At 66.5% G+C, this 13140-nt stretch carries 10 protein-coding genes; 5 read left to right on the top strand and 5 right to left on the bottom strand.

What is annotated here, in order from left to right:
* Positions 1–3: 3 nt before the first annotated feature.
* The 3 genes from FLM21_RS14220 to FLM21_RS14210 all read left to right on the top strand — a co-directional run bounded on the left by FLM21_RS14220 (position 4) and on the right by FLM21_RS14210 (position 3726).
* Complete coding sequence (locus FLM21_RS14220) at positions 4–300, top strand: hypothetical protein (protein WP_148716201.1); 297 nt, start codon at positions 4–6, stop codon at positions 298–300.
* A gap of 46 nt (positions 301–346) precedes the next feature.
* Positions 347–1993: an ABC transporter ATP-binding protein gene (locus tag FLM21_RS14215; RefSeq protein WP_148716200.1), complete on the top strand. Its 1647-nt coding sequence runs from the start codon at positions 347–349 to the stop codon at positions 1991–1993.
* A 149-nt stretch (positions 1994–2142) separates the two neighbouring features.
* A complete protein-coding gene (locus FLM21_RS14210) occupies positions 2143–3726 on the top strand; it encodes a methyl-accepting chemotaxis protein (RefSeq protein WP_148716199.1) in 1584 nt (527 codons plus the stop codon).
* A 37-nt stretch (positions 3727–3763) separates the two neighbouring features.
* On the opposite strand, the gene clpB is transcribed toward FLM21_RS14210, so the two are convergent.
* From clpB to cysG, 3 genes are all read right to left on the bottom strand, one after another.
* Entirely contained in the window at positions 3764–6346 is a 2583-nt protein-coding gene (gene clpB / locus FLM21_RS14205) for an ATP-dependent chaperone ClpB (RefSeq protein WP_148716198.1), read from the bottom strand.
* A gap of 80 nt (positions 6347–6426) precedes the next feature.
* Positions 6427–7722, bottom strand: a complete 1296-nt coding sequence (locus FLM21_RS14200) for a GGDEF domain-containing protein (RefSeq protein ID WP_148716197.1) — start codon at positions 7720–7722, stop codon at positions 6427–6429.
* Between the two features lie 60 nt (positions 7723–7782).
* The gene (cysG, locus tag FLM21_RS14195) at positions 7783–9198 is read right to left on the bottom strand and encodes a siroheme synthase CysG (protein ID WP_148716196.1); all 1416 of its coding nucleotides are present in this window, start codon (positions 9196–9198) and stop codon (positions 7783–7785) included.
* Between the two features lie 94 nt (positions 9199–9292).
* Here cysG and FLM21_RS14190 point away from each other — a divergent pair, with 94 nt between their 5' ends.
* A complete protein-coding gene (locus FLM21_RS14190; protein WP_148716195.1) occupies positions 9293–9589 on the top strand; it encodes a c-type cytochrome in 297 nt (98 codons plus the stop codon).
* 87 nt (positions 9590–9676) lie between these two features.
* The gene (locus FLM21_RS14185) at positions 9677–10294 is read left to right on the top strand and encodes a hypothetical protein (RefSeq protein ID WP_148716194.1); all 618 of its coding nucleotides are present in this window, start codon (positions 9677–9679) and stop codon (positions 10292–10294) included.
* 10 nt (positions 10295–10304) lie between these two features.
* Here the strand turns inward: FLM21_RS14185 and FLM21_RS14180 are convergent, their stop codons facing one another.
* Together FLM21_RS14180 and nadB are read right to left on the bottom strand one after the other, a co-directional pair.
* Positions 10305–11468 carry an AAA family ATPase gene (locus tag FLM21_RS14180; RefSeq protein WP_148716193.1) on the bottom strand — a complete coding sequence of 388 codons (1164 nt, stop codon included), beginning with the start codon at positions 11466–11468 and terminating at the stop codon, positions 10305–10307.
* Between the two features lie 2 nt (positions 11469–11470).
* A complete protein-coding gene (nadB, locus tag FLM21_RS14175; protein ID WP_148716192.1) occupies positions 11471–13051 on the bottom strand; it encodes an L-aspartate oxidase in 1581 nt (526 codons plus the stop codon).
* Positions 13052–13140 lie beyond the last annotated feature (89 nt).

Below are 13140 nucleotides of genomic sequence, written 5' to 3'. Positions count from 1 at the left end.
ACGATGCGTGCACTCTGGGGTGGACTGGCCTTGGCCACTGTCGTCGTCACTGCCTGCGCCAGCCCGGTGCAGGACGAGGCCCGTCTGATCGTGAAGTTCAAGGACGACAGCCGCCGCGAGGCGGTGCTGGCCGAGCAGGCCAGCCGCCATGGCGTGGTGCTGGGTCAGGGGCGGCCGTTGTCGCTGGGCGCCTGGTTGTATCCGGTCAGCGGCCAGGGGCGGATTGCCCTGCTGGCAGACCTGCTGCAGGCGCCTGAAGTCGAGTACGCCGAGTGGGACGATCTCGCCACCACACAGTGATCGTGCCGCCGCGCCGCGCTGCCGATGCCTTGGGTTATAGTTGGGCATGACCGCCACCCAGACCTCCCAGGCCGACACCTTGCCCGAACGCGAAGCCCTGCTCGATGTGGCCGGGCTGGCCGTCCACTATCCGGGGCAAACGCAAGCGGCGGTCAGCGATGTCGTCTTTACGCTGTGCCCGGGGGAGACGCTGGCGCTGGTCGGCGCGTCCGGCTCCGGCAAGAGCGTGACCGCACGTGCCATCCTGCAGCTCGATCCCGGCGCGCGCTATCAAGGCAGCATCCGCTTCGCCGGCGAGGAGCTGTTGCAGGCGAGCGAAGCGCGGCTGCGTGCCGTGCGTGGCGAAGGCATCGGCATGGTGTTCCAGGAGCCGCTGTCGGCACTGAATCCCTTGCATACCGTCGGCCGCCAGATCGGCGAGACGCTGGCGCTGCACCGCGGCCTGACCGGGCGCACCCTGCGCGCCGCAGTGATGGCACTGCTGCACAAGGTGCACCTTGCCGACGCCGAGCGCTTCATCGATTCATATCCACACCAGCTGTCCGGCGGTCAGCGCCAGCGCGTACTGATTGCAATGGCACTGGCGTGCGGCCCACGCCTGCTGATCGCCGACGAGCCGACCACCGCGCTCGATGCCCACCTGCGGGTGCAGATCCTGCAGTTCCTCAAGGAGCTGGCGGCCAGCGAGGGGCTGGCGCTGTTGTTGATCTCGCATGATCTCGCGCTGGTGCGCAGCTTTGCCGATCGCGTCGCCGTGATGTGCGAGGGGCGCATCGTCGAGACCGGCACGACGACCGGCGTGCTGTCCGCCCCCTCCCATCCGGCCACCCGGGCACTGCTGGCCGTGCGCGAGGCGCGATTGGCGCCACCGCTGCCCACGCAGCCGGCATATCGGTTGCGGGTGTCCAATGTGTCCTGCCGCTACCGGCGGCGTGCCGGTTTCTTCGGCAAGGCCAGCACCGTGACAGCGCTGGCGCCGGCCGATTTCGCGCTGGCACGCGGCGAGACGCTGGGCATCGTTGGCGAATCCGGGTCGGGCAAGACCACGCTGGCGCTTTCGATCCTGCGTCTGGTACGTGAGGCGCAGTGCGAGATCGTGCTTGGCAGCGGCGAGGATGCGCTGCGCTTCGACCAGCTTGGCGGCGCTGCGCTGCGCGCGGCGCGCAGTCGGATGCAGCTGGTGTTGCAGGATCCGTTCTCGGCGCTGTCTCCCCGTATGACGGTGGCGGAGATCGTCGAGGAAGGCTTGGTGGTGCACCGGCCAGAGCTGGGGCCGGGTGAACGCCGTGCCCGCGCGATCGCGGTCCTCGCGGAAGTGGGGCTCGGCACCGAGGTGCTCGATCGCTATCCGCACGCGTTTTCTGGCGGCCAGCGCCAGCGCATTGCGATTGCCCGAGCGCTGGTGCTGCAGCCCGAGGTACTGATCCTCGACGAGCCCACGTCGGCGCTTGATGCCCATATCGGTCTGCAGGTGCTCAAGCTCCTGGCGGAACTGCAGCGCAGCCATGGGCTCTCCTACCTGCTGATCACCCATGATCTGACGGTGATCCGTGCGCTGGCACACCAGGTGATGGTGCTGCAGCGTGGCGAGGTGGTCGAGCGTGGTTCGGTGGAAACCGTGTTCTCGTCCCCGGCTCATCCGTACACTCGCCAATTGCTGGCCGCATCGTCCTACCTGCCGGCTGCGGCCTGATTCCCGTTCTGTCCTCCCACGCCGCAAAGAAGCCACGCATCTAGTGTGGTCTTCCCGGATGGCCCGATATCGTCGCTGGATATAAAAATAATATTTCTCTAATATACTCCGCCGTCGCTACTGACGGCGCTCATGTTCGAGGAGTATCCATGCGCCGCAACGAGCCGGTGACCCAGCACGAAGTCAAGGTCGACCCCCGCCGCCCGCTGGTAAGCAAGACCGATCTGAAAGGCCGCATCACCTACGCCAACCCCGCCTTCGTCGAGATCAGCGGCTACACCCGCGATGAATTGATCGGCAGCCCGCACAACCTTGTCCGCCATCCGGACATGCCAGCGGCGGCGTTCGCCGACCTGTGGCGCACCGTGCAATCGGGCCAGCCCTGGCGCGGCATCGTGAAGAATCGCTGCAAGAACGGCGATCGCTACTGGGTCGAGGCCTTCGTCACACCCTTGCTGGAAGAGGGCAGGCACATCGGGTACATGTCGGTGCGCAATACGCCCACGCGCGAGCAGATCGCTGCTGCACAAGGCTTGTATGCGGCAATCAATGCCGGCTCACATGCCTTCACGCCGACGCGCTGGCCCCAGGCGCTGGCCTTGCACTGGCGACTCGCTGTGGTGCTGGCAGCTTGCGTACTGCCCTTGCTGGCCGCGCTGTTCTGGCCCGCGGCGCGTTGGCCGCTTGCTGCCGTGGCGTTGCTGGCCGCGTTCGGGGGCGGCATCTGGCTCGTGGCGGGCTGGCGCCAACCGCTGCAGATCCTGTCCTCGGCGTTTGCCGGCCTTGCCGAAGGGAATTTCCGTACCAGCGTACTGACGCATGTGCCGGCGGAATTTGCCCGACTATTGCTGCAATTGGAGGCAATGCGCATCAACCTGCGCGCGGTGATGGCCGACGTGGTGTCTGCGGCGGCGCGGGTGGAGCAGCAGGCGACTGCCGCGGCGGGCGATGGCAGGGCGCTGGCGGATCAGGCGCAACAGCAAGCGGACGGGGTGGCTGGCGTGGCCGCTGCACTGGAGCAGTTGACCGTTTCGGTTGGCGAGATCCACGATGCCACCCGCGCCAGCGCAGCCCATGCCACGCAAACGGTGGCGCTGACCGACCGCGGTGGTGGACAGATGCGCGAGGCGCGGCAGGCGACGCACCAGGTGGTTGCCGTGGTCGACGAGGCCTGCCGGGCGCTCGATGAGCTGTCCGGCTCAGTGCAGGCGATCAACACCGTCACCCAGACCATTCGCGAGATCGCCGATCAGACCAATCTGCTGGCGCTCAATGCCGCCATCGAAGCCGCCCGCGCCGGCGAGGTTGGCCGCGGTTTTGCCGTAGTTGCCGACGAGGTGCGCAAGCTGGCCGAGCGCACCAGTGTGTCCACCGTCACCATTACCGACACCATCCGCACCATCGAGGCCCGCACTCACAGCGCCACCGGTGTGATGCGCTCGGCGCAGCAGGCTGTTCAGCATGGCACCGCGCTGATCGAGTCCTCGGCCGATTCATTGGCGCAGATCGAAGCGGCCAGCCGGGGCGTCGAGGCCATCGCCCGCGACATCGACGCAATGCTCGACCAGCAGACGCAGGCGGCGCACGAAGTGTCCAGCAATATGGAGCGCATGAGCGCGCTGGCCGAGCGCAACCATGCGTCGATCGACGATGTCGGCAAGGCGGCCGCCGAGCTCTCGGTCGTGTCGCAGTCGCTGCACCAGCTGGTCCGGCACTTCGAGCGCTCGCTGTAATCGCGAGCAAGGCCCCGCCAGGGGCCTTGCTTACCAGCTAGCGCTTGTGGAATACCAGCTTGCGCTCGGCAACGTCGACCACCACCACATCCTTGGCGCCGAAATCGCCGGCCAAGATGGCGCGGGCCAGCGGGTTCTCGATCTCGGTCTGGATCGCGCGCTTGAGCGGCCGTGCGCCATAGACCGGATCAAAACCCGCCTCGGCGACCAAATCGAGCGCGGCATCGCTCGCTTCGAAGCCGATCTCCAGCTGCGCCAGCCGGCCTTCGAGCCGTGCAAGCTGGATGCGTGCGATATTGCGGATGGCGGCGGCGTCGAGCGCATGGAATACCACGATCTCGTCGATGCGGTTGACGAATTCCGGGCGGAAATGCGCCTTCACCTCGGCCAGCACCGCCACCTTGGCAAGCTGGTAGTCCTCGCCTGCCATCAGCTGGATCTGCTGGCTGCCGAGGTTGGATGTCATCACGATCACGGTGTTGCGGAAATCGACGGTGCGGCCCTGACCATCGGTGAGCCGGCCATCGTCGAGCACCTGCAACAGGACGTTGAACACGTCCGGGTGCGCCTTCTCCACCTCGTCGAGCAGGATCACGCTGTACGGTTTGCGCCGCACCGCCTCGGTCAGGTAGCCGCCTTCCTCGTAGCCCACATAGCCTGGAGGCGCGCCGATCAGGCGTGCGACCGAGTGCTTCTCCATGAACTCGCTCATATCGAGGCGCACGATGTGTTCCTCGGTATCGAACAGGAACTCGGCCAGCGCCTTGGTCAGCTCGGTCTTGCCAACGCCGGTCGGCCCGAGGAACAGGAAGGAGCCGTAAGGCTTGTTCGGATCCGCGAGGCCCGAACGTGAGCGGCGGATGGCATCCGACACCAGTCGTACCGCCTCCTCCTGCCCGATCACGCGGCGGTGCAAGGCTTCTTCCATCTTGAGGAGCTTGTCGCGCTCGCCCTGCATCATCTTGGACACCGGGATACCGGTGGCGCGGCTCACCACTTCGGCGATTTCCTCGGCACCCACCTGGGTGCGCAGCAACTTGGGTTTCTCGCTACTGTCCGCTTCGCGTGCCTCTGCCGCCTTGAGCTTGGCTTCCAGCTGCGGCAACTGGCCGTATTGCAGCTCAGAGGCCTTGTCCCACTCGCCGCGACGGCGGGCGGCATCCATCGCCATCTTTACCTGCTCGATTTCCTCGCGCACGGCCTGCGAGCCGAGCACGACGGCTTTCTCGGCCTTCCAGATTTCCTCGAGGTCCGAGTATTCCTGCGTCAGCCTCCCGATCTCGTCCTCGATCAAACCCAGGCGGCGCTGGCTGGCCTCGTCCTTTTCCTTTTTCACCGCTTCGCGCTCGATCTTCAGCTGGATCAGCCGCCGGTCAAGCTTGTCCATTGCCTCCGGCTTGGAATCGATTTCCATCTTGATGCGGCTGGCGGCTTCGTCGATCAGGTCGATCGCCTTGTCCGGCAGGAAGCGGTCGGTGATGTAGCGGTGGCTCAACTCGGCGGCCGCCACGATGGCCGGGTCGGTGATGTCGACGCCGTGGTGGATCTCGTACTTCTCCTGCAGCCCGCGCAGGATGGCGATCGTTGCCTCGACGCTGGGCTCGTCGACCAGCACCTTCTGGAAGCGGCGTTCCAGCGCGGCATCCTTCTCGATGTACTTGCGGTACTCGTCGAGCGTGGTCGCGCCGATGCAATGCAGCTCGCCTCGCGCCAGCGCGGGTTTCAGCATATTGCCGGCGTCCAGCGCGCCTTCGGCCTTGCCGGCACCGACCAGGGTGTGGATCTCGTCGATGAAGACGATGGTGTTGCCCTCGTCCTTGGCGAGCTCGTTCAGCACGGTCTTCAGCCGCTCCTCGAATTCGCCGCGGTACTTGGCACCAGCGAGCAGTGCGGCAAGATCCAGCGTCAGCACGCGTTTGTGCTTGAGGCTTTCCGGCACCTCGCCATTGATGATGCGCTGCGCCAGCCCTTCCACGATGGCGGTCTTGCCAACGCCCGGTTCGCCGATCAGCACCGGGTTGTTCTTGGTTCGGCGCTGCAGTACCTGGATGGCACGGCGGATCTCGTCGTCGCGGCCGATCACCGGGTCGAGCTTGCCGACACGCGCGCGCTCGGTGAGATCGACGGTGTACTTGCCAAGCGCGCCGCGCTGCGAATCGGCTTCGGCGCTCTGCACCGATTCGCCGCCACGCACCGCGTCGATGGCGGCTTCGATCGCATCCTTCTTGCCGCCGTGCTGCTTCAGGAGACGACCGGTTTCGCCCTTGTCGTCTATCAGTGCCAGCAGGAACAGATCGCTGGAAATGAACGCATCCCCGCGCTTGATCGCCGCCTTGTCGACGAGGTTGAGCAGGTTGGCGAGCTCCTTGGAGACCGTGATCTCGCCGCCGGTGCCTTCGATCTTCGGCAGTCGCGCGATGGCGTCGCTGAGCGCATTCTGCAGCGGCACGACGTTGACGCCGGCGCGGGCGAACAGCGCGATGGCGCCGGAGTCCGGATCGCCGAGCAGCGCGGAGAGCAGATGTTGGGGTTCGATGTAGGCGTTGTCGTTGCCGAGCGCGAGGCTCTGGGCATCGGCAAAGGCTTGCTGGAACTTGGTGGTGAGCTTGTCGAAACGCATGGCGATTCACCCTGATGTGACTGTGGTTGCTCACTAATCTGGGTGTGGCGCCGCGCTTTTCAAGCCGGCCGGCAGCAGGCTCAGGCGGCTGTTTCGACCCGGTTGCGGCCGTTGCGCTTGGCGGCGTAGAGCGCTTCGTCGGCGCGTTTCAGGCAGTCGGCGATCGGCTCGTCGCGCATCACCGTCACGCCGAAGCTGCAGGTCACCTTGAGGCCGTTGTGCCAGGCGCGCGACGCCAGCTGGCTGCGGATCTTCTCGGCCAGCAGCGTGGCGGACGACAACGAGGTGTCCGGGCAGATGATGACGAATTCCTCGCCACCCCAGCGCACCAGGTAGTCGCCATTGCGGATCTGGCTGCCGGTCTCGCGGGCAAACTGCTTCAGGATCACGTCGCCGACATCATGGCCGTGGGTGTCGTTGATCGACTTGAAATGATCGATGTCGGCGAAGATCACCGCCAGCGGATGGCCGGACTGGCGGGCGAGCTCGGCCTCGCGGAACAGCTCGTCGCGGATACCGGCGCGATTGCGCACCCCGGTCATTGGGTCGCGCTTGGCCATTTCGCCGATCACGCGGTTTTCCAGCTTGAGCGCGCGCGACAGCGTACGCAGCTCTTCTTCGCGGCGGCGGCTGCGGCTGAGCCGCGCCCGCATGGCACGCAGGTCGAACAGCAGCGTGATGAAGCTCGCGCCGACCCACAGCGCCAGCAGCACCAGCGCCAGCTGTTCGCGGCTCAACCACTTGCCGTGGAATTCGAGGTAATCGATGCGCAAGGTGTGCTGCCCCGGCTCCTTGAGGCCGGAGGTGGACAGCTGGATCAGCGGCACATGGCGCAGGTCGACCGCGGCATGCTCGGGCGGGATGTCCTGATTGGCCAGCCACCAGCTGGCCACGTTGAAATTGCGCAGCGGAATGTCGAGCAACTGGCCGCCAGGCTCGGGGCGGAAGTTGATCTCATTGATCTTCCAGCTGTCCGGCTTGGCAGTGTCGGCGTAGGCCGGATCGAAATTGCGCAGGAACAGCCGCAACTTGCGCGAGCCGGGCGCGCGGTAGTCGGCGCGCAGCACCACGCTGTCGAAGTGCGAGAGGTCGAGCCCCGCCTCGGGCTGCGCGGCCAGCGTGATGCCGAGCTCGCAGAACGGCCATTCGTAGCTGTCCGACAACTGGCAGTCGAGCACGAAGGCGCCATCATCGCGCTTGAGCGTAGCGACCGATTGCCCGCCGTTGCTGCGATCGTCCGACACCGCGACCTGGAATTCGCCGTGCCCGTCGATGCGCAGCACCCGATTCATGCCGAAGTGCTGCCACAGCAGCAGCACGGCAGACAGTGCGACCATGGCGGCGGCACCCATACGGGAAAAGCTCGCAATGCGCATCAGGACTCCGGTTCCGAACCGACGGGACTGCCGAGTATAAGGACAACTACCTACCGCGTGTTAGTGCGATGTAGTCGGGTGTCGCGAGGTTTCATCACCGCGCCAGTTCAGCTTGTCGTGCAGCGTGACCACACGGCCGATGATGATCAGCGCGGGTGGCTTGATGGCGGCCTGTTCGATCAGTGCGGGCAGTGTGGCGAGCGTGCCGATCAGCGTGCGCTGCGTCGGTAGCGTGGCCTTCTCGATCACCGCAGCGGGCGTGTCGGCGGCGCGGCCATGGGCGATCAGCTCGGCGCACAGCCGCGGCGCCTGTGCCACGCCCATGTAGACGACCACGGTTTCCGCATCGTTGGTCAAGCGCGCCCAATCGAGCTCGATGACATCGCCGCGGCGGTGGCCGGTGACGAAGGTGACCGATTGCGCGTAATCGCGATGGGTGAGCGGAATGCCGGCATAGCACGAGGCCCCGGCGGCCGAGGTGATGCCGGGCACCACCTCGAAGTCGACACCGTGCACGGCCAGCTCCTCGATCTCCTCACCGCCACGGCCGAAGATGAACGGATCGCCGCCCTTGAGCCGCAGCACCGATTTGCCCTCCTGGGCCAGGCGCACCAGCAGCTGGTTGATCTCCTCCTGTGGCAACGCGTGGTTGCTTGCCTTCTTGCCGACGTAGATCCGCTCGGCATCGCGTCGCACCAGCTCCATGATGGCAGGCGAGACCAGGTTGTCGTACAGCACCACGTCGGCCTTCTGCATCAGCCGCAGCGCGCGGAAGGTCAGCAGATCCGGGTTGCCGGGCCCGGCGCCGACCAGGTAGACCGCGCCACGGGTCAACGCCGCGTCGTCGCTTGCCGCCAGCGTGGCCTCCAGCACCGCGGCGGCGCCAGCCTCGTCGCCGGCCAAGGCCTTTTCGGCGGCAGGGCCGTCCAGTGCCTGTTCCCAGAAGCGCCGTCGTGCACGCTCATCAGCAAAGCGTGTTTTCACCCGCTCACGCAAGGCCCCAGCCAGACGCGCCAGCGCGCCGTAGCCATGCGGCAACCAGGCCTCGATCCGGGCGCGCACTTGGCGCGCCAGGACCGGCGCATTGCCGCCGCTGGAAATCGCCAGTACCAACGGGGAGCGATCGACGATGGCTGGCACGATGAAGCGGCAGTGCGCCGGCGCATCGACTGCATTGACCGACACGCCGGCTGCTTCCCCGGCGGCGTAGATCGCGGCGTTGACAACCGCGTCGTCGGTGGCCGCGATGGCAAGGCGCATGCCGGCAAGATCGTTCGCTTGCCAGGCGCGCGCAACGTGGTGGATCTTGGCGGACAGCGCCAGCTCGGCAAGCGCCGGGCAAAGCGCGGGGGCGACCACGGTGACGCGCGCGCCAGCCTTGGCGAGCAGCGTGACCTTGCGCAAGGCGACGTCGCCGCCGCCGGCCACGAGGCAGGGCTGGTCGGCCAGGTTCAGGAAAATGGGAAAGTAGTCCATGGCAGCTAGGCGGTCTGACCGCGATCAAGGCAGCTCGGGGGCTGGCGGGGCACAGTCCGCCATTGTAAGGGCGGGATGCCCGGGGAGGGGAGCAATGCGGTATCTGATCGTAGGATGGCTGCTGGTGGCTGGCTGGGCGAGTGCGGCTGATCCGGCCAAGCTGGCGGCGCAGAAGGCCTGCATGGCCTGCCATGCCGTGAACGCCAAGATCGTCGGCCCGGCGTACGCGGACGTTGCCAAGCGCTACAAGGGGGATAAGGGCGCCGCTGCTCGCCTGGCGGGCCACATCCGGACTGGCAGCAAGGGCAACTGGGGTGGAATCGCGATGCCACCGCAGCGCGTAACGGCGGAGGAGGCCCAGTTGCTGGCGCAGTGGGTGCTCAAGCAATAACGCCGTTTGTCGGTGCAGCGCTGCTGCATCGGGCACTCCAGCTGCAGCGGGCCGACCTAAGGTAAAAGGCTTCTACAGGAGAACGCCATGGCGGTCGATCCGATTTCCGCAGTGAACCGGCAACCGGGCAGCGTGCTGGAGGTGATGGACGCGCTGGAGCTGTCGCGGTTGGCGCGTGTCGAAGCGCAGGCCGAGTTGCAGCAGGCTGAAGCGGCTGATGCGGTCGACGAAATCGCGCCACCACCTGCTGCTGTACCTGCCCCGCCCGAACTGCCAGAGCAGGACGATGCGCTGCAGTTGTCATCGCTCGCATTTGCCCGCAGTCGCGGCGTGGCAGGCGCCGACCCGGAGACCTTGGCGGAGCAGACTGCTGCCGTGACGCCAGCCGAGGCACAGGCGCTTGCGGCACGTGCGGCCTTGAACGAGGCGTTGGTCGAAGCAGCACCGCAACCCGTCGTGCTGCCAGCGCCTGACCCGTTGCAGGCCGCCTTGCTGCAGGATCGCCTGGATCAGGCATCGACCACTGTCCAGCCCTTCATGGTGTATGGCGTGGCCATCAATGGCAGCGATCCCGTGGTCAATCCTGCTGGCGTGGCGGTCGACGAGGTCGGGCCAGTGAATCCGGCACCTGCGGTGCCGGCCGTCGAGGCGGCCACCGACACCCCGGCCGATCCATTGCGCATTGCGGACAGCGGCCCGCGCTAAGCAACCGGATTCAACGGTTGGGCCAGTACCAGGGGGGGCGATCCAGATCGGCTTGCCCGCTGATCACCGTCTCCCCCAGGGTCTTGTCCAGAATCAGCGCATTGCAGCCGTCCTCGCGAGTGAGCGCGGCAATCAGCCTTGCCGCATGCGAGACCACGATCACCTGCGTCTGTGTCGCGCAGGCGGCAATCAGTCGGCCCAGTGCCGGCAACAGGTCGGGATGCAGGCTGGTTTCCGGTTCGTTGAGCACCAGCAACTGGGGCGGGCGTGGCGAGAGCAGGGCCGCGACCAGCAACAGGTAGCGCAACGTGCCGTCCGATAGCTCGGCGGCGCGCAGCGGCCGCAGCAGGCCGGGCTGGCGCATCGCCAGCACGAAGCGGCCGTCGATATTTTCGATGATGACCGTTGCGCCGGGAAAGGCGTCGTCGATTGCCGCGGCCAGCGCCGCATCGTCGCCGATCTCCAGAATGGTCTGCAGCGCGGCGGCGAGATCCGCGCCATCGTCCGACAACACCGGCGTGTGCGTGCCGAGTTGCGGGCGCCGCGCCGGTGCATCCGCATCGGTGCGCCAGTGATCATAGAAGCGCCAGTTGCGTACTGTTTCGCGCAGGCGCAGCACTTCCGGCGCGGACTGCGGATCAGCGCAGTAAGTGAGCATGCTGTCGAACAGCGGCACCTCGCGGTGCAGCACCCGCCAGTCGCGGCCGTCGCGTAGCTTCACCACATGGTTGTTCCGCTCGACCAGCGCACTCGCCGGTCGGTAGAACGCGCCTGCCCAGATCGCTTCGCGCTTGATCTGCGGATCGCTGGAAAACATGGTGGGCGGGATCGGTGGCGGCAGGCCCAGGTCGATGGCGTAGCCGTAGTCCTCGCCGGCAAACCCCAGCCGCAGGCTGACCGGTTCTTGCCGCACGGTGCCCTGTACAGGCGATTCGCCACACTTCATTGCGCGGCTGATCGTCTCGGGCCCCGCCCACAGCGTGGACTCTAGCCCGCCTTCCTGCGCCAGTGCCCGCACCACGCCACCCTGCGCGGTCTGCGCCAGCAGCCGCAGCGCACGATAGACACTGGATTTGCCGCTGCCATTGGCGCCGGTGATCACGTTGAGCCGATCCAGCGGCAGGATCAGGCTGCGCAGCGAGCGGTAGTGGGCGATGGCGAGCGTGCTGAGCATGCTCAGGGGGCAAGCACGGTCGGTACTGCCTGCTGCAGGATGCCCGGGTAGTCGCGGCTGTAGTGCAGGCCGCGGCTTTCCTTGCGGGCCAGCGCGCAGCGCACGATCAGCTCGGCGGTGGTGACGAGGTTGCGCAGTTCGATCAAGTCGTTGGCGACGCGGAAGTTGCTGTAGTACTCGTCGATCTCGCCCTGCAGCAGCGTGATGCGGTGCAGGGCACGCTCCAGCCGTTTGTTGGTCCGCACGATGCCGACGTAGTCCCACATGAAGCGGCGCAGTTCGTCCCAGTTGTGCGAGATCACTACTTCCTCGTCCGGGTCGGTGACCTGGCTTTCATCCCATTCGGGCACCGCGGGCAGAGCGACTGGCGTAGCCGCGAGGATGTCCTCGGCTGTGGCCTTGCCCAGCACCATGCATTCGAGCAGCGAATTGCTGGCCAGCCGGTTGGCGCCGTGCAGCCCAGTGCAGGCCACTTCGCCAACGCCGTAGAGTCCGGCTACATCGGTGCGGCCTTTGAGGTCCACCACCAGGCCGCCGCAGGTGTAGTGCGCGGCTGGCACCACCGGGATCGGCTCCTTGGTGATGTCGATGCCGAGCTCCAGGCAGCGCTGGTGGATGGTGGGGAAGTGCTCGCGCACGAAGGCGGCGGGCTTATAGCTGATGTCGAGATAGACGCAGTCATAACCGCCTTTCTTCATCTCGAAGTCGATGGCGCGGGCGACCACGTCGCGCGGCGCCAGCTCGGCGCGCTCGTCGTGCTGCGGCATGAAGCGGGTACCGTCGGGCAGGCGCAGGATGCCGCCCTCGCCACGTACCGCCTCGGTGATCAGGAAGGACTTGGCATCCGGATGGTAGAGGCAGGTCGGGTGGAACTGGATGAACTCCATGTTCGAGACCCGGCAGCCGGCACGCCAGCCCATGGCGATGCCGTCGCCAGTGGCGACATCCGGATTGCTGGTATAGAGATAGACCTTGCCGGCGCCGCCAGTGGCGAGCACCGTGTGACCGGCGAGCACCGTCTCCACCCGGTCGGCGTCGATGTCGTAGACATAGGCGCCCCAGGCCCGCTCACCGTCGCGGCCGAGCTTGCGATCGGTGATCAGGTCGAGTGCGATGTGGTTTTCCAGCACCGTGATGTTGGGGTGTGCGGCCACCTTGAGTGCCAGCGTATCGATCACCGCGGCGCCGGTGGCGTCGGCCGCGTGGATGATGCGGCGGTGGCTGTGACCGCCTTCACGGGTGAGGTGATAGCCCTGATAGCTGGTTTCGCCGCTGTCATCACGGGTGAACGGAACTCCCATGGCGATCAGCCAGTCGATGGCATCTTTCGAGTGTTCGACGATGTAGCGGGTGGCCGCGGGGTCGCATAGGCCGGCGCCGGCGACGAAGGTGTCCTTGATATGCAGCTCGATGCTGTCCTGGCCGTCGAGCACCGCGGCGATGCCGCCTTGGGCCCAGCCGCTGCCGCCGTCGCGCAGCTGGCGCTTGGTGACAAGACCCACGCGGAGCCGGTCCGCAAGATGCAGGGCGATGGTCATGCCACCGAGACCGCTGCCGATGATCAGGACATCGAATTGCTGCATGGCGTGTTCATATTCACTGGTGAAGGCGAAGGCAAGCGAATATAACAGAGCGTCCGTCGGCTGCGGGGTCGCGGCCGGCGACGCACTTG

The sequence above is a fragment of the Chitinolyticbacter meiyuanensis genome (genome assembly GCF_008033135.1).
Classification (GTDB): domain Bacteria; phylum Pseudomonadota; class Gammaproteobacteria; order Burkholderiales; family Chitinibacteraceae; genus Chitinolyticbacter; species Chitinolyticbacter meiyuanensis.
This window is presented reverse-complemented; position numbering and strand designations above follow the sequence as displayed.

What these genes read in the sequence shown, in the direction of transcription:
- FLM21_RS14220 (WP_148716201.1), top strand. Translation starts at nt 4, where the DNA reads ATGCGTGCACTCTGGGGTGGACTGGCCTTGGCCACTGTCGTCGTCACT.
- FLM21_RS14215 (WP_148716200.1), top strand. Translation starts at nt 347, where the DNA reads ATGACCGCCACCCAGACCTCCCAGGCCGACACCTTGCCCGAACGCGAA.
- FLM21_RS14210 (WP_148716199.1), top strand. Translation starts at nt 2,143, where the DNA reads ATGCGCCGCAACGAGCCGGTGACCCAGCACGAAGTCAAGGTCGACCCC.
- clpB (WP_148716198.1), bottom strand. Translation starts at nt 6,346, where the DNA reads ATGCGTTTCGACAAGCTCACCACCAAGTTCCAGCAAGCCTTTGCCGAT.
- FLM21_RS14200 (WP_148716197.1), bottom strand. Translation starts at nt 7,722, where the DNA reads ATGCGCATTGCGAGCTTTTCCCGTATGGGTGCCGCCGCCATGGTCGCA.
- cysG (WP_148716196.1), bottom strand. Translation starts at nt 9,198, where the DNA reads ATGGACTACTTTCCCATTTTCCTGAACCTGGCCGACCAGCCCTGCCTC.
- FLM21_RS14190 (WP_148716195.1), top strand. Translation starts at nt 9,293, where the DNA reads ATGCGGTATCTGATCGTAGGATGGCTGCTGGTGGCTGGCTGGGCGAGT.
- FLM21_RS14185 (WP_148716194.1), top strand. Translation starts at nt 9,677, where the DNA reads ATGGCGGTCGATCCGATTTCCGCAGTGAACCGGCAACCGGGCAGCGTG.
- FLM21_RS14180 (WP_148716193.1), bottom strand. Translation starts at nt 11,468, where the DNA reads ATGCTCAGCACGCTCGCCATCGCCCACTACCGCTCGCTGCGCAGCCTG.
- nadB (WP_148716192.1), bottom strand. Translation starts at nt 13,051, where the DNA reads ATGCAGCAATTCGATGTCCTGATCATCGGCAGCGGTCTCGGTGGCATG.